This window comes from Thioalkalivibrio sp. ALE22 (assembly GCF_000381445.1).
Classification (GTDB): Bacteria; Pseudomonadota; Gammaproteobacteria; order Ectothiorhodospirales; family Ectothiorhodospiraceae; genus Thioalkalivibrio.
Genome location: NZ_KB906510.1, coordinates 40,380 through 55,730 on the forward strand (window position 1 = coordinate 40,380; position 15,351 = coordinate 55,730).

14 protein-coding genes are annotated in these 15,351 nt (G+C 69.4%); 1 reads left to right on the top strand and 13 read right to left on the bottom strand.

Annotation, left to right across the window (positions count from 1 at the left end):
* Positions 1 to 113: 113 nt before the first annotated feature.
* The gene (locus F793_RS0111220) at positions 114 to 1,019 is read left to right on the top strand and encodes an alpha/beta hydrolase (protein WP_018882680.1); all 906 of its coding nucleotides are present in this window, start codon (positions 114 to 116) and stop codon (positions 1,017 to 1,019) included.
* 87 nt (positions 1,020 to 1,106) lie between these two features.
* Here the strand turns inward: F793_RS0111220 and F793_RS0111225 are convergent, their stop codons facing one another.
* The 13 genes from F793_RS0111225 to F793_RS0111285 form a co-directional block, all read right to left on the bottom strand.
* Positions 1,107 to 2,825 carry a complex I subunit 5 family protein gene (locus tag F793_RS0111225; protein ID WP_018882679.1) on the bottom strand — a complete coding sequence of 573 codons (1,719 nt, stop codon included), beginning with the start codon at positions 2,823 to 2,825 and terminating at the stop codon, positions 1,107 to 1,109.
* The gene (locus tag F793_RS0111230) at positions 2,822 to 4,342 is read right to left on the bottom strand and encodes a complex I subunit 5 family protein (RefSeq protein WP_018882678.1); all 1,521 of its coding nucleotides are present in this window, start codon (positions 4,340 to 4,342) and stop codon (positions 2,822 to 2,824) included. The genes F793_RS0111225 and F793_RS0111230 overlap by 4 nt, the downstream gene beginning before the upstream one ends.
* A complete protein-coding gene (locus tag F793_RS0111235) occupies positions 4,342 to 5,826 on the bottom strand; it encodes a complex I subunit 5 family protein (protein ID WP_018866001.1) in 1,485 nt (494 codons plus the stop codon). The genes F793_RS0111230 and F793_RS0111235 overlap by 1 nt, the downstream gene beginning before the upstream one ends.
* Positions 5,823 to 6,251 (bottom strand): NADH-quinone oxidoreductase subunit K, encoded by a 429-nt coding sequence (locus F793_RS0111240; protein ID WP_018866002.1) that lies wholly within the window; start codon positions 6,249 to 6,251, stop codon positions 5,823 to 5,825. Before F793_RS0111240 ends, F793_RS0111235 begins: the two co-directional genes overlap by 4 nt.
* Positions 6,248 to 7,243: a hydrogenase subunit MbhD domain-containing protein gene (locus F793_RS0111245; RefSeq protein WP_018866003.1), complete on the bottom strand. Its 996-nt coding sequence runs from the start codon at positions 7,241 to 7,243 to the stop codon at positions 6,248 to 6,250. Before F793_RS0111245 ends, F793_RS0111240 begins: the two co-directional genes overlap by 4 nt.
* A complete protein-coding gene (locus F793_RS0111250; RefSeq protein WP_018866004.1) occupies positions 7,240 to 7,536 on the bottom strand; it encodes a monovalent cation/H(+) antiporter subunit G in 297 nt (98 codons plus the stop codon). Before F793_RS0111250 ends, F793_RS0111245 begins: the two co-directional genes overlap by 4 nt.
* Positions 7,526 to 7,852 carry a monovalent cation/H+ antiporter complex subunit F gene (locus F793_RS0111255; protein ID WP_018882677.1) on the bottom strand — a complete coding sequence of 109 codons (327 nt, stop codon included), beginning with the start codon at positions 7,850 to 7,852 and terminating at the stop codon, positions 7,526 to 7,528. The genes F793_RS0111250 and F793_RS0111255 overlap by 11 nt, the downstream gene beginning before the upstream one ends.
* Entirely contained in the window at positions 7,849 to 8,412 is a 564-nt protein-coding gene (locus F793_RS0111260; RefSeq protein WP_018882676.1) for a Na+/H+ antiporter subunit E, read from the bottom strand. Before F793_RS0111260 ends, F793_RS0111255 begins: the two co-directional genes overlap by 4 nt.
* Positions 8,413 to 8,453: 41 nt before the next feature.
* Positions 8,454 to 8,990: an invasion associated locus B family protein gene (locus tag F793_RS0111265; RefSeq protein WP_018882675.1), complete on the bottom strand. Its 537-nt coding sequence runs from the start codon at positions 8,988 to 8,990 to the stop codon at positions 8,454 to 8,456.
* Between the two features lie 147 nt (positions 8,991 to 9,137).
* Positions 9,138 to 12,047, bottom strand: a complete 2,910-nt coding sequence (locus tag F793_RS0111270; RefSeq protein WP_018877682.1) for an EAL domain-containing protein — start codon at positions 12,045 to 12,047, stop codon at positions 9,138 to 9,140.
* Positions 12,047 to 13,006, bottom strand: a complete 960-nt coding sequence (locus F793_RS0111275) for an ABC transporter substrate-binding protein (RefSeq protein WP_026280903.1) — start codon at positions 13,004 to 13,006, stop codon at positions 12,047 to 12,049. The genes F793_RS0111270 and F793_RS0111275 overlap by 1 nt, the downstream gene beginning before the upstream one ends.
* 158 nt (positions 13,007 to 13,164) lie before the next feature.
* Positions 13,165 to 14,676 (bottom strand): glycosyltransferase family 39 protein, encoded by a 1,512-nt coding sequence (locus F793_RS0111280; RefSeq protein ID WP_018882673.1) that lies wholly within the window; start codon positions 14,674 to 14,676, stop codon positions 13,165 to 13,167.
* Entirely contained in the window at positions 14,673 to 15,341 is a 669-nt protein-coding gene (locus F793_RS0111285; protein ID WP_018882672.1) for an HAD-IB family hydrolase, read from the bottom strand. The genes F793_RS0111280 and F793_RS0111285 overlap by 4 nt, the downstream gene beginning before the upstream one ends.
* Positions 15,342 to 15,351 lie beyond the last annotated feature (10 nt).

A 15,351-nucleotide genomic window follows, 5' to 3' on the forward strand; every position in this document is an offset into this window, starting at 1 on the left:
GCTTATCATGCGCCGGCGCGGCCCGCGCTGTCAGGCCATGGCGCGCAGCCGGGGTGGAATTTTCCCAGCGCGAACGAGTCTATTTCCGGACGACTCAATAACAGGAGGTTCCCATGTCTCGCTGGATTGCCACGGCTGCCCTGACAGTGGCCGGATTGGTCGCGGCCTCGAACGTGATGGCGGCGGAGAAGGTTACGCTGGAACACGATGACCGAACCCTGATCGGTCACATGAAGGACGGCATGGGAGCGAGCCCCTCCGACGGGGTGGTCCTGATGCTGCACGGTACCCTGGCGCATGGGCGCATGGAGGTAATGGCCGCGGTGCAGGATCTGCTGGCCGACCATGGCCTGAATACGCTGTCCGTCAATCTGAGCTATGGCATCGACGCGCGCGAGGGCATGTTCGAGTGCGATGCCCCGGTGCGTCACGGCGTGGATGACCATCTGCAGGAGTTGAGCCTGTGGCATCAATGGCTGCAGGACGAGGGCTATGGTCCGGTCACCCTGTTTGGCCACTCGCGCGGTGGCAACCAGGTGGCCCGCTACCTGACCGAGCATGACCCGGACGGCATTCGCGCCCTGGTGCTGGTGGCCGCGTCCACCTTCGACGAGGACGAGGCTGCGAGCGAGTACGAGGAACAAAGCGGTATGCCGTTGCAGGTACTCCTGGATCAGGCCCGCGAACTCCAGCGCATGGACCAGGAAGAGACCCTGATGGAGGACGTGCGTTTCCTCTACTGCGAGGAACTGGACGTGACCCCGCGCGCCTTCCTCGGCTACTACGAGCCGACCCGCCAGAACGATACCCCGACGGTGATTCGCGGGATGCAGATCCCGACGCTGGTGATCACCGGTTCCGAGGACGACGTGGTGCCGGACCTGCCGCGAAAGGTCGAGGCGGTGAAGGACAGCGGCGACATCACCCTGATGACCGTGGACGGGGCGGGGCACTTCTTCCGTGACTTCTTCGCGGACGACGTGGCCGACTTCACCGCGGACTTCATCGATCAGAACTGAGCTCCAGCCCGCAATAGGAACGGCGCCTGAAGGCCGGCCCGGGGCAGTCCCGGGCCGGCCTTTTTCGTGCCTGGCTCGAGGGCGGTCTTATCCGGCGAGCAGCGTCAGGTAGAGCCCGAGCATCGCTGCGGAAAACAGCAGCCCGATGGTCTCCCAGCGGGTCAACATGCGCTCGGCGGCCTCCAGGCGACGGCGCGCGCCCAGGCGCAGCGCACGCATGCGGGCCGGTATCCGGGGTGGCCAGGGCCCCGGCAATGCCAGGCGGCGTCGAGTGCGGCGGGCGCCGTCCCAGGCGGCCTCGGCCAGCACGGCCAGATCCCCCTCCGGCACGCGCGGGGTCTCGCGGTCGCGAACCCCGCGCCAGGCCAGAAGGGCTAGGCCCAGCCCCAGCATGACCGGCCACAGCAGGGACGAGCCGTACAGGTCATGGACGCTCAGGGGCAGGGCCGTGGGGCCGGCCAGCAAGGTTGCGAGCGGGAGCAGGAGTGCCATCAGCGAAAGGCCGCCCCAGGCCCACCAGCGCGGTCGGTCGAGGCCGTCGGCCGCGGTCTCGAGATCCGCCCGCCAGCGCCACAGGAAGCGCAGTAGCAGCACCGTGGTGCCGGCCGCCGCGAGGGTCAGCAGCCACTCGGTATGGGCCAGCCAGCCCGACAGGGCCTCCGCCGCCAGCGGCTCCTTCAACGCGTTCTTGGCCAGCGCGCCACTGGTGAAGGGCAGGCCCGCCAGGGCCAGCGCCGGCAACAGCGTGAACAGTGCAAAGGCGGTCCGCGCCGGGCGGGTGACCGGCCACTGCCGCTGCATGCCGGCGGTCAGGAACAACGCCCCCTTGGCCAGGCCATGATGTACGGCGTACAGCGTGACTGCTGCCAGCAGCCAGCCGCGCGCCTCGGGCAGGAGCAGGGCCAGGCCGATACCCGTGGTCATCAGCCCCATCTGCGAGATGCTGGAGTAGGCGAGCAGGGTCTTCGGCCGTACCTGCAGCACCCCGACCAGTACGCCGAGGAAGGCCGCCGCCAGGCCCAGCAGGACCAGCGCCTCGCCCAGCACTGCGTGGCCGGCGGCGTCGATTGGCAGCAGGCGCATCCAGCCCAGCAGGCCGGCCTTGATCATCGCCCCGGACAGCACGGCGCTCGCGGGTACCGGAGCGGCCGGGTGGGCCAGCGGCAGCCAGAAATGCAGCGGCAGCATGCCGGCCTTGATGCCGAGCCCCAGGACCAGTAGGACCAATGCCCAGCCCTCGGGGCGCGCCGCGGCCACGGCCGCCAGGCTGGACTGCCCCGCCGCATGGACAGCCAGTACCAGACCCGCGAACAGCAACACCTCGCCCAGTACCGCGAGGATCAGATACACCCGTCCGGCCCGCCAGGCCTCCGGCTTGCCGGAATGGATCACCAGTCCGTAGGCCGACAGGCTCATCAGGGAAAAGAACAAATAGAAGGCGATCGCGTCCTGCGCCAGGATCAGGCCCAGGTTGCCGGCCAGGGCCAGCAACCAGAACACATAGAAGCGATGCCGCCGGGGATCGTCGCGCCGATCGGAGAGCGCGAACAGCCCGGCGGCCAGCCACAGGCCCGCGGTCAGGCCCAGGAAGGCCCGGCCGGTCGGGTCGACCGCCAGGTGGGTGCCCATCAGCAGGCCGGAGAGGGTCGCCTCCAGCCCGGGCGGGGCCAGGGCGGCCAGCGCCAGGCCGGGGAGCGCCGCCCAGGGCACCAGGCGGTTCAGCCGCGCCCGCCCCGGACGCAGGCCAATGAACACCGCCAGCAGCAGCGGCACGAGCGGGACGGTCAGCAGCGCGGCCCCGCTCACAGCCCGAACTCCGGCAGCGCATAGTCACGCTGGACGATCAGGCTGACCCAGCCGAGCGGGCTCAGCCCCAGCCCGGCAAACAGCCCGACCAGGAGCCCCAGCGCGGCGGTAAAGACCACCGGGAACAGCAGCATCCAGTGGGTCTCGAAGCGGGTCGGGCCGGCATGGGCCTGCAGGGGTTCATGCCACGGCTCGCGGCGCTCGCCCAGCCAGCCCCGGATCACCGGGGGCAGGAAATAGGCCGCGTTCAGCAGGCTCGACAGGACCAGCACTCCGAGGATCCAGGGCATGCCGGCCTCCAGCGCCCCCAGCCCCAGGTGCCACTTGGTCACGAAACCGGCCAGGGGCGGCAGGCCGATCATGCCCAGCGCGCCCGCGGTAAACGCCAGCATGGTCAGCGGCATACGCCGGCCCACGCCGTCGAGCTCGCTGATGCGATGGATGCCCAGGGTCTCGGCGAAATTGCCGGCGCAGAAGAACAGTGTGATCTTGGTAATGCCCTGGTGCACCAGGTGTACCAGCCCGCCGATGACCCCCAGGGGCCCGGCCAGCGCGACGCCCAGGATGATGTAGGAGACCTGACTCACGGTGGAGAATGCCAGGCGCTGCTTCAGGTCGTCGGTGCGCAGGGCCTGAATGGAGCCATAGATGATCGTGACCGCCGCGATCACCAGAAGCCCGGCCGTCAGGCCCAGCTCGATCGCCAGTTCCGCCCCGTAGACATCGTTGACCACGCGGATGATGCCGAAGGCCCCGGCCTTGACCACCGCCACCGCGTGCAGCAGCGCGCTGACCGGCGCCGGCGCGACCATGGCGATGGGCAGCCAGGAGTGCAGCGGCACCAGCGCGGCCTTGACCCCGAAGCCGACCATCAGCAGCACGAACAGGACCTGCAGCGTGACCGCGTGAGTCTCCGCGAGGGTTTCGAGGTAGCCGCCCGGGGTAAAGCCCTCGGCCCCGGCCAGCAGCGTGAGCCAGACGATGGCCGTGAACAGCACCAGCCCGCTGGTCAGGGTGTAGCCGAGATAGAGGCGTCCGGCCCGCAGGGCCGCCGGCGTGCCGCGATGGACCACCAGGGGCCAGGTCGCGAGGGTCAGGATCTCGTAGAAGATCAGGAAGGTGATCAGGTTGCCGGACAGGGCAATCCCCACCGTCGCGCTGACGCACAGCGAGAAGAAGCCGAAGAAGCGGCTGCGTCGCGGTGAGCCCTCGAGGTAGCCGATGGCGTAGACCGTGGTTACGAACCACAGCACGGCCGAAAGGCTGGCGAACAGGAGCGACAGCGCATCGGCCGCGAGCACCAGGTCGATGCCGGGCATCAGCGGCAGACTGAAGCGGTATTCGTCACCGCGCAGTACGCCCGCCAGCAGCACCCCGACCAGCGCCAGCTTGGTGCCGGCGCCGCCCAGGTTCAGCGCGGTGCGCAGGCCCTGTCGGTGCTCCGGCAGGAAGAAGATCGCGATGCCCGGTCCCAGCGAGCTGAACAGGATCGCGAGCAGCAGCCAGCCACCGTCCATCACGGGGCCCCCGGGGTCAGGGCAAGAGTGTTCAGCGTCAGCACGCCGGCCAGCCCGGCCAGCGCCGCGACCGTGGCCAGAGCCAGCGGGACCCAGTCCATCCACGGCGACACTGCCTCGCCGGCGTCGCGGCGGCCGCGATGAAACGCCGGGGCCACCATGCGCAGCACGTAGGCCGCCGCCAGCAGCCCGCCGCCGGCGATCGCCAGCACCCACAGCACGCCGATCAGGCTGCCGGCGAGGACCGTGCCCAGGCCGGCCTCCAGCAGCAGGTACTTGGCGATGAAGCCACCGGTGAACGGCAGCCCCATCAGGCTGACCCCGGCCAGTCCCAGGGCGAACACCGTGCGCGGCCGGGCCCGGAGTACCGCGCCCAGCTCGGCCAGGCGGTCATGCCCGGCGGCGTGTTGCAGGGTGCCCGCGGCCAGGAACACCGATGCCTTGGCCAGGGCATGGACCACCGCGAAGAACACCACCACCCGCCAGGCGCCCGGGTCCACCAGCATCAAGGGGAAGGCGACCAGCAGATAGCCGAACTGGGCGACCGTGGAATAGGCCACGATGGATTTGAGCCGCCCCGCGCGCAGCGCCTGCAGCGAGCCCCAGATCAGCGCCCCCACCCCGAGCAGGCCGACCAGGATGCCGAAGGCCGGGGTCGCCAGCGGGGCAAACACCCCCATCCACAGCCGCAGGATCAGGTAGAACGATCCCGTGACCACCAGCCCGGAGAGGACCGCACTGACCGGTGCCGGGGCTGACCCATGGGCCGGCGCCAGCCAGACATGCAGCGGGAACAGGGCGGCCTTGAGCATCAGGCCCGCGGTCATCAGCACCGCCGCCATGCGTTCCGTCGGGCCCGCTTCGGTACGGGCCTCCAGCAGCACCAGATCGAGTACCCCGTGTTCCCCGAACAGCAGAACCACGCCCATCAGGAAGCTGAGCGAGCCGAGGATGTTGACCAGCAGGTAGCGCACCGCGCCGGAGACCGCGGCGGCCGTGCCGGTGAAGGCCACCAGGGCGACGGCCGAGAGCGACACCACCTCCAGGGTGATGTACAGGTTGAAGGCATCGCCGGAGAGAAACAGCATGTTGAGCCCGGCCCATAGCCACAGCCACAGGGGCCAGAACTGGCGACGCTCGATGCGGTCGTGCACGTAGCCGAGGCTGTAGAGGCTGGTGGCCAGGGCCACTACGGCGGTAAGCACCAGCAGGGTCATGGACAATCCGTCCAGCTGCAGCATGAGCCCCAGCGGGGCCTCCCAGCCGCCCAGGGCCACCCGCGTCGCGGCGGTCTCCGGGTCCGGCCCGGCGTGCAGGAAGGTCGCGCTCAGACCCAGCACCCAGGCCGTCACCGCGAGCGCGCCCAGCAGGCCGATCCGGTGGGCCTGGCGCGGCCATGCCGTTGCCAGCACGGCCACTCCCAGTGACAGCGCGACCAGTCCGGCGCTCCCCGCCGGGAGCCATTCGGGGTTTGCCGGGATCACGCCGACCGGTCCTCGCCGGCGGACGATTCGGCCGGACCCCCATCCGCGTGGTGCTCCTCGCGCGAGATGTCCTCCACCGGGGCGTCGTCATCGGGCGGCCCGGGCAGCATCACTGCGTGGCCGGTCAGCCGCGTCAGGTGCACCACCAGGGCCAGGGCGAAGGCGGTTGCGCTGACCGCCACCACGATGCCCGTCAGCGTCAGGGCCTGCGCCACCGGGTCCGGCGGGCCCTCGCCGCGGGCGGCGACACCCAGCAGCACCATGAATACGCCCGAGCCCATGATATTCAGGGCCAGGATGCGCAGTACCAGGTGGTGGCGGCGGATCAGCCCGTACAGGCCCAGGGCGAACAGGATCGCACCCCCGGTGGGATACAGCAGGCCCGGGGCCAGGGTGTGCGCGACGGTCTCCGCCAGCCCGTTCATGTGTCGTCTCCGGCCGGGCGGCCGGCCACGAACAGGGCCACCAGGGTCAGGGCAATGGACAGCGTCGCCGCCACCTCGATCAGGATGATGAGCGGATAGGCCCACGCGTCGGCGTAGCCGAGAAAGCCGTGCCCGGCGACGAGCCCATAGGTCCCCACCAGCAGGAACAGCGCGACACCCGCGGTGATCCCCAGACGCAGCGGCGCCCCGGGGGCCATCGGCAGTTGCCGCGGCCGGGCCAGCACCAGCAGGATGCCGGCTGCCCCGAGGATCGCCCCGGCCTGGAAGGCCCCGCCGGGGGCGTGGCTCCCGGCCCACAGCACGTACACCCCGGTGACGATCGCGACCGGTACCAGCAGCCGCAGGGTGCCGGGCAGGATCGGGCCGGGGGCCGGGCGGGCCGGGATCAGGTCGTGCCGCCCCAGGGACCACGCGCCCAGCAGTGCGATCAGCACGATCGCCAGTTCCAGGAAGGTGTCGTACGCGCGGAAGTTCAGCAGCACCGCCGTGATCGGATGATCGACCCCGGAGACGTCCATGTGCGCATCCACCACCGGCTCCAGCCCGACGGACTGCGGCTGGTGCCACAGCGCGGTCACCAGCAGGCCGCCGACCACCAGGGCAAAGGTCAGCGCGGGGAGGAAGGTCCGACGTTCGGGCGGCGGGTCATGCAGGGCGCGCAGCAGGGCATGGGGCCCGGTGGGGTCGGGCGGTGGCGTATGCGGCCGCCCGCTGCGGCGCTCGGCCATGATGCTGCGCAGGCGCTCCAGCGTCACCAGCAGCAGGGCGCCGGTGATGCCCGCGCCGATGGCCGCCTCGGCCAGCGCGATGTCCGGCGCCTCCAGCCGCACCCAGGCCAGCGCGAGCAGCAGCCCGAAGGTGATGAACAGGACGACGGCCCGGAACAGGTCGGTGCTCGCCAGGCAGCGCCAGGCCACCCCGACGATGCCGGCCAGCAGGACCAGATCGAAGAGGACCAGCAGGGCGTTCATCGGTCCGACTCGAACTCCCCGTGGGTCCAGGTGCGTTGCGCGACCATGTGCGCGGCCGTGGTCCCCGCCGCCAGTACCAGCACCCAGATCAGCAGCAGCTTCAGGATGTCCGCCGGTCCGCCGGCCTGGAACATCAGTCCGAGTATCACCAGCCCGAGCCCGACGTTGTCGGCCTTGGTCAGGGCGTGCAGGCGCGAATAGACATCGGGAAAGCGCAGCAGCCCGGCGGTGCCGGCCGCGAAGAACACCAGTCCGGCGAGGATCAGGATCACGGTCAGTGCGTTAGCGATCATCGTGGGGCCTCTCGGGGCCGGGGGTGTGCGGCGGCTGGCGGTGGATCGGGGTATCCGGTGGTTCCGGCAGACCGTGCTGGCGGACGAAGGCCACCGCGGCCACGACAGCCAGCAGGGCGAAGACCAGTGCCACGTCCACCAGGGCGGATGCCTCCAGTGCCAGCGACAGGAGCAGCAGGATCGTGACCCCGGTGGTGCCGAACAGTTGTGCGGCCAGCATGCGGTCGCCGGAACCCGGGCCTCGCAGCACACGGACCAGTCCGAGCAGTATGGTGCCGAGCAGGAACAGGGCGGCGGCCAAATAGAAGAGGCTCATGGAGCGGCTCCGTCGTCACTGGCGCGGCGGTCACGCGGGTCGTGGAATGCCGCACGGATCCGTTGTTCCAGGGCGATCAGAGCCGCCCGCGTATCGGCGTCCCGGTCCAGCACATGCAGGGTCAGCAGGCGCCCCTCCAGGCGTACGCTGAGCGTGCCGGGCAGCAGACTGACGACCGCCATGAACAGGGTCAGGGGTGGGCCGTGAGCCAGTTCCGTGCGGTAGGTCAGGAAGTCCGGCTGGATCGGCAGGCGCGGGTCCAGGGCGCGGCGGGCGACGTCCAGCCCGCCGAGGAACGAGCTGCGCAGGAAGAACCCCAGCAGGCCCGGAAGCGCGCCGGGTCGCAACGGCAGCGGCCGTCCGGCCGGCAGCAGCAGGCTCGCGACCGCGGCCAGGATGATTGCGAGCAGGGCCAGGGGTTCCAGCAGGGCGGCGCTGCCGGCCAGGACCCACCAGAGCAGTGCGGCGGCCGCGGCGGTGGCCAGTGCCCGCCGTGCCCGCGACCGGCCGCGACCGGCAAATCTGCGGCCGGCATGGGACGGGACCGAGGCGCGCGCCATCGTGTGATCGCTGGGTGGGGTCGCTGGTGCGCCGCCGGTTATTACAGCTGGTTGCTGGCGTCAGTGAAGCCCATCAGGGATACGTCGAACACGAACGGCTGTTCCTGGTGCAGGGCACGGAAGGCGACGGTCAGGGCGCGCCCGCCGCGCAGCGCGCTCATCTGTTCGCTGTTCAGTTCGCGCCCGGCGACGCAACCCTGCTGCACGCAGGTCACGTAGCCCGCATCCATCTCTTCGCCCGCATCGTCCACCTGCATGCGGATGCCGGGGCGCAGGTCGACGCCCAGCGGTACCAGGATCTCGATGATGTGCTGCTCGCCTTCGCGGCGCACGGTCGCCTGCAGGAACAGCCCCTGCGCCTGCTCGTCCTGGATCTCCAGCGTCTGCTGCATCCGGCAACGCTCGCCCTGTGGCGTCTCGATACAGGCGACCTCCCAGTCCTGGTGGATCGTGGTCTCCGGCTCCTGCTGCTGCATCTGTTGTTGCATCTGCGGATCGGCCTGCTGGGACAGCGCCAGGCCGGGCAGGAGAAGAAACAGGGCCGGGATCAGGCCCGCGCGCAGGGGGCGGATAGTCATTCGGTGTGCTCCGGAACTTGTATTCAGCCGTACAGAATGGCCAATGGCGGCCCTCGGTGGCAACCGTGGCCGGGAGAACTACAGACCGTCCTGACTGATGCATGTTCCCCGCACAGGGGCCCGATGAGCGTCTCGCAGGCCTCGCTGTCAGCGCGGTGGGTTGTGCATTGCAAACAGTTCCTCCAGGGGCTGCGGGCGGTGCAGCCCGTAGCCCTGGGCGAAGTCCACGTTCAGCTCGCGCAGGCGGGCGATGGTCGATTCGTCTTCGGCAAACTCGGCGATCGTTTTCTTGTCGAGCAGGTGACCGATGTTGTTGATATTGCCCACCAGGGCATCGTTGACCGGGTCGGTGGCGATGTTGCGCACGAAGCTGCCGTCGATCTTCAGGTAGTCCACCGGCAGGGTCTTCAGATAGGCGAACGACGACAGCCCGGAGCCGAAGTCGTCCAGCGCGAAGCGACAGCCCATGCCGCGCAAATCGCGGATGAAGCGCATTGCCGCCTGCAGGTTGGAGATCGCCGCGGTTTCGGTGACCTCGAAGCAGAAAATCTCGCCAGGCAGCTGGTGCAGGCTCAGCTGGTTGCGGATGAATGGCAGCAGGGTCTCGTCACTCAGGGTCGCGCCGGAGAGGTTGACCGCGCAATGCTCGATGCTCGCCGGGCCGTGCAGGCGGATGTGGTCAGCCACCATGGAGAAGGTCCGGGTGATGATCCAGCGGTCGACGATGGAGATCAGGTCAAAGCGTTCGGCGGCCGGCAGGAAGACCCCGGGGGGGATCAACTCGTCGTCCTGGCTCCGCAGGCGCACGAGCACCTCGAAGGAGAGTCCCGCGGGCGGTGCGCCGGAGTCGGGCTCGGCCAGTGGGTGAATCATCTGGGCAAACAGCACCAGGCGCCCCTGTTCGACGGCGTCGGAGATCTGTGTGGCCCAGTCCATCTCGCGCCGGTGCTGCTGCAGGTCCTGGTCCTCCGGGCGGAAGATATGCGAGCGCCGTCGGCCGGCGTTCTTGGCCGCGTAGACCGCGATGTCGGCATCGGCGAGCAGCTGGTTCATGCTGCGCTCGCCGGGTTGGAACTCGATGATGCCGATGGAGGCGCTGATGCGGAATACGCGGTCTTCCCAGGCAAAGCGCAGTTCGTCCAGGACCGTATGGATGGCGTTGGCGATGCGGTCGGCGTGGGCGATGTCGCAGTGCGTGAGGATGATGCCGAACTCGTCGCCCCCAAGGCGGGCGAGCAGGTCGGTTTCGCGCACCTGATCCAGCATCAGTTCGCCGACCTGGCGGATCATCTGATCCCCGGCGACGTGGCCGGCGACATCGTTCACGACCTTGAACTGGTCGAGGTCGATGTACAGCAGGGTATGGTTTTCGTGCCCCTTCTGGCTTTCCGGGTAGCGCGCCAGCTGTTCCAGGCGCTGCTCGAAGGCGTGGCGGTTGGGCAGCCCGGTCAGGGCATCGTGGGTGGCCTGCCAGCTGAGCTGGTTGGCCAGCTCGCGCGCCTGGGTCACGTCATGGAACACCAGCACCACACCCACGATCTCGCCGTCCCGGTCGCGGATCGGCGCGGCCGAGTCCTCGATCGCGAATTCCTGCCCGTCCTTGCGCAGCAGCATGGTGTGGTTGGCCAGTCCGACGATCCGACCTTCCTTGAGGCAACGCTCGACCGGGTTGACCGCCGGTTTGCGGGTGATCTCGTTGAGGATGTTGAATACTCGCGTCAGCGGTTCACCGGTGGCGGCATCGGTGGTCCAGCCGGTCAGGTACTCCGCGATCGGGTTCAGGAACGTGACTCGGCCCCGGGTATCGGTGGTGATGACGCCGTCGCCGATGGAGGCGAGCGTGACCTGGGCATATTCCTTTTCGCGGAACAGGGCCGCCTCGGCGCGCTTGGTCGCGGTGATGTCCTGCACGATGCCGTACATGCGCCGGGGCTGGCCGTCCGCGTCGCGCAGCACGTCGCCGCTCCCGAGCAGCCAGCGTTCGTCGCCATCTCGCGTGAGTACGCGGTGCTCGATGCTGTAGGCGGTACCCTGCTCGAGGGACTGCTCCACCGCGGCCTGGACCCGTGCACGGTCGTCGGGATGGACCCGCTCCAGGTAATGCTCGAAAGTGACCTCGGTGGTGTCCTCCGGCAGGTCGAACAGCTGGTAGGTCGGACGGGTCCAGACCAGGTCGCCGCTGGCGATTTCCCATTCCCAGGTGCCAACGCCGGAGAAGGCCTGGGCCAGATACAGCCGCTGCTCGCTTTCGCGCAGGCGCGCCTGTTCCTGCACCAGGCCATCGGCCATACGGTCGAAGGCGCGTGCAAGTCGGCCGATCTCGTCGCGCCCGGTGACCCCGGCACGCTGGTGGTGCTCGCCGCCGGCGATCTGCTCCGCGGTCCGGCTCAGGCGGCTCAGGCGCCGCCCCAGTGCCTGGTAGATCAGCCACCACAGCGCGGCGAGTGCTGCGATAAGGATCGGCGCGAGCAGCAGCGCCGAGTTCAGGGCCGCGGTGCGCGCCTGCCGGAAAGGCAGCGACAGATCCCATGCGAGGATGACCGCGCCCGAGGGGCTGCGCCCCAGGTCCACCAGAGGCCCGGTGAACTGCAGTGGCGCCACCGCGATCAGGGTGTTCTCGCCCGCGACATGGCGCACCTTGGCGGCGCGGCGGTCGCGGGCGTCGGTCAGCAGCGTGCGCAGCGGGTCGGCCAGCGCGGCCATGGGTTCGGCGTCCAGGGTCTCCGCGAGCGGGCGTTCGCGCATGCCGCGGTTCAGGGCGGCAACGTAGTGCTGGCGTTCATCGACCACCCCGGCCAGGCGGACCCGGATATCGACATTGAGCGCCGCGATCTCGTCCTGAATGGCCTGCGTGCCGTTGTTTGCCAGGTGGTTCTGGACGATGCGCTGCATGCGGCTGATCTCGGTCGCCAGTTCGCGTTCGGCGTTCGCGAGGATGCTGCGCTGCTGGTTGTGGATCAGGGTCAGGGTGTAGAGGGTGCCGAGAATGAGTGCTACCACCAGCAGGAAAAGCGGCAGCGTGGTGTTGATCGGATAGCGGAACAGGCCCTGCCACATCAGCCGTCTTCCGATGGCGGGCAGCCCGCCGCCTGCAGGACGCGGTCATCGAACAGACGATCGAGGTTCACCTCGCGCTCCAGCAGGCCCTGCTGCTGCATCAGGGTGGCCAGGCGCTCGCTGCTGGCGCGCAGGGATTCGCCACCGGAGGCCAGGGCTGTGCAGTTTTCCGCCCGCGAGGGAAAGTGGACCCCGGCCAGTGCACCCGCCAGTTCCTCCGCGCTGAGGTCGCTATACCGGGCCATGGCGGCCTTTGCGGGTTCCGGGTCGGTATCCAGATATTCGAGCGTTCCAAACCAGGCATCCACCAGCTGCCGGAGATGTCTCGGGTGGTCGTCGAGCGCTTGGCGCTGGACCACCAGGACATCGATAATCTCGCCCGGGATCCGGGTGCTGTCGAACAGCTCCTCGGCACCGGCATTCAGCAGCCGGGTGCGGATCGGCTCGAAGGTCGCCAGGGCGTCGACCTCTCCGCCGTGGAAGGCCTCCTCGTGGCGCCCCGCATCTACGCGCACGATATCGACTCTCTCGCGGTCGAGGCCGCCGTGTTCCAGGCCGCGAGCGAGCAGGTAGGCGGTGGCGGCATCATTCTCGACCCCGATGCGGCGGCCCTCCAGGTCGGCCATGCGGGTGATGCCGGGCTGCGCCAGGATGGTGTCGCCGCCATGCGAGTAGTCCAGCAGCAGGATGACGCGGATATCGTGGCCGTCGGCGCGCAGCAGCAGCGCCTCGTCGAGGGTCAGGGCGGCGGCATCGACATTGCCGTTGCGAAAGGCGCGCAGTGACTCCACGTTCGAGCCGAAGCGGGCGAGGCGGATCTCGTCGGTGGGAAACCGGCCCTCGGAGGCGGCCAGGTGGAGGGGCTGGTAGCCGATCCACTCGATGGTGGCCACCCGCAGCGGGGTCTCCTGGGAGCCACCACAGCCGAGCAACAACAGCGGCAGCAGCAGAACGACCACGGCGAGACCACAGCGCCAGCGGGTGCGTGCGCTCGCTTGACGCTGGCGGGCAGGGATCGCCGCTCCGGGTGCGATCATCGCTCGCCCCTCCCTGGATGAAGTCGATGGCTCACGGACAACAGTATCCGGGGGGACGATTCCCTGGTCAACGCAGGGTCTTATTCCCGGTTCGTGTAGCGGTCGGTGAAGGCGCAGCGGCCCTCGGGTAGCCAGTCCGGGAAGTCGTAGTAGCGGGCGAGCACCGGTTCCAGGATCTGGTCGTGGTAGGCGGCGTAGTCGAAGCCGCGGCCTTCGGCGAGGGTCCAGGCGACGCCGCGGATGGTCACTTCGCGTACGCGCACCTCGTCGAAGAAGGGCTCCACCTGCGCCGGGTCCAGCACGCCGCGGGTGGGGACGTAGAGCAGGTTGGCCCCGTCCAGGGCGCGGAAGTCGGTCAGCAGGTCGTCCTGGCGGCCGTAGTGGGACCCGGGGCCGAACACGCCGACCGCGCGCCCGGCGTAGTAGCCCAGCACCGCCGAGCGCGAGTAGCTGCGGGTGAAGACGTGCCAGTCGGCGTCGTATTCGTTGACCGCCGCGGCCACCGATTCCGGCGCCAGGTAGAACACCGCGTCGGCATAGCGATCCTGGCCCTTCAGCCATTCCACCGGCATCAGCGCGATCGTCAGGATCGCGATCGCGTGGAGTGCTGCCAGGGCTCCGGAGAGCCATACTCCGAGCGTCAGCGAACGCCGCGCCAGGAACAGCGCGGGCAGCAGCAGGAAGGGCGCGAAGGCGGCCAGCCAGTGCAGCCCGATGCTCTTGAACGGCGCGAGCAGGGCAAACAGGATCAGCGGGATCAGTCCGGCGGACAGGAACACGCCCAGTTGGTGCGCGCGGATGCCGGCGGCCAGGGCCCGCCACTGACGCGCGTAGAACCACAGCAGCCAGGGCGTGAACAGGTAGACCAGCAGGATCGTGTAGGTCAGCCAGTTGCCGGGATCGAAGCCGCCGTCGCCGTGCCGGTTCACGATGTTGAACATCACGTTGTACCAGCAGTTGCCCCAGTTCCAGTACAGATTGAGCGCCACCGCCGGCACCACGCCGAGGAGGATCAGCAGGAGGCCGCGCCAGTGCTGCCGCGCGAACAGCAGGATATGCAGCCCCAGTGCGATGCCCAGGAGCACCGCGAAGTACTTGGACAGGAACGCCAGCCCCAGCGCCAGGCCGGCGAGCAGGAACCAGTGCGCCGCGCCGGTCCGCAGGGCCTGCCAGGCAAGGCCCGTAGCCAGCAGGCTGAACAGGATCAGCGGGGTGTCCGTCGCGGTGATGACCGCGATGAAGAACAGCGGCATGAACAGCGCCAGCAGCGACACGAGGCGCGCGCGGACCGGATCGGTGTGTCGCCACCAGAGGAAGATCGCGAGCCCTGGCGCCATGGAGGCAAAGATCCCCAACGCGCGGATCGCGAGCGGGTGGTCCGTCAGCGCCAGCACTGCGGTCAGCCACCAGCCGATCATCGGCGGGTGGTCGTAATAGCCCAGATCCGGGTTGTGCCCCCAGATCAGGAAATAGGCTTCGTCGCCGGTGATTGGCAACGCCCAGGCCATGCCGATCTTGACCAGCAGGACGGCCAGCAGGATCGCGCCGTAGTGACGGGCGAGCCAGGGCCAGGTTGTGGTTGTGGGGTTCACTCGGGGGCCCCCTCTACCGACGGTCCGTGGACACGCCGGAAGCGACCCCGGCGCAGGCGGTAGCCGCTGCCGGCCATCTCCAGCAGCGGCTGGTCGGCTGCGCTGTCGCCGTAGGCCGCGATCAGGTCCACCGGCTCGTCCGGGGGCAGGGTGGCCAGCCAGGCGGCGACCGCCGCCGGCTTGGCGGCGCCCCGGCAGTTGGTGCCGTCCAGGCGCCCGGTGACGCGACCGGCGTCATCCACCGCGAGGCGCGAGCTGACCACGCCGGTGACTCCGTGGCGCTCGGCCCAGGGCTGCAGCCAGAGATCCAGCGAGGCGGAGACCAGCACGCAGTCATGGCCGGCGGCCTGGTGGGCCTGCAGTGCGCGCATGCCGGCCGGGCGCAGCAGGCGGTCCAGGCCGCGGTCGGCGAATTCACGGCCCCTGGCCTGCAGGTGGGCGAGGGTCTCGCCGGCCAGCATGCGGGTCAGCACTATCTCTTTTGCGTCCTGGTTGGACAGGCGCTTCAGCGCCAGGCCGGTCAGCGCCGGAAGGCAGTCCGGCAGGCGGCGGAGGAAGGCCGATGTCCCCAGCGTGTGGCGCAGGAAGGGGAACAGGCTGTCGCGCCGGGTCAGGGTGCCGTCAAAGTCGAACAGCACGATCTGCCGCGTGTCATTCCGGTTCATCGTTATGGCT

Bases quoted from the DNA above. Each gene is read 5' to 3' on its own strand.
- F793_RS0111265 (WP_018882675.1), bottom strand. From the start codon at position 8,990: ATGACTATCCGCCCCCTGCGCGCGGGCCTGATCCCGGCCCTGTTTCTT.
- F793_RS0111250 (WP_018866004.1), bottom strand. From the start codon at position 7,536: ATGATCGCTAACGCACTGACCGTGATCCTGATCCTCGCCGGACTGGTG.
- F793_RS0111285 (WP_018882672.1), bottom strand. From the start codon at position 15,341: ATGAACCGGAATGACACGCGGCAGATCGTGCTGTTCGACTTTGACGGC.
- F793_RS0111240 (WP_018866002.1), bottom strand. From the start codon at position 6,251: ATGAACGGGCTGGCGGAGACCGTCGCGCACACCCTGGCCCCGGGCCTG.
- F793_RS0111270 (WP_018877682.1), bottom strand. From the start codon at position 12,047: ATGTGGCAGGGCCTGTTCCGCTATCCGATCAACACCACGCTGCCGCTT.
- F793_RS0111245 (WP_018866003.1), bottom strand. From the start codon at position 7,243: ATGAACGCCCTGCTGGTCCTCTTCGATCTGGTCCTGCTGGCCGGCATC.
- F793_RS0111230 (WP_018882678.1), bottom strand. From the start codon at position 4,342: ATGGACGGTGGCTGGCTGCTGCTCGCGATCCTGTTCAGCTCGCTGGGA.
- F793_RS0111260 (WP_018882676.1), bottom strand. From the start codon at position 8,412: ATGGCGCGCGCCTCGGTCCCGTCCCATGCCGGCCGCAGATTTGCCGGT.
- F793_RS0111220 (WP_018882680.1), top strand. From the start codon at position 114: ATGTCTCGCTGGATTGCCACGGCTGCCCTGACAGTGGCCGGATTGGTC.
- F793_RS0111255 (WP_018882677.1), bottom strand. From the start codon at position 7,852: ATGAGCCTCTTCTATTTGGCCGCCGCCCTGTTCCTGCTCGGCACCATA.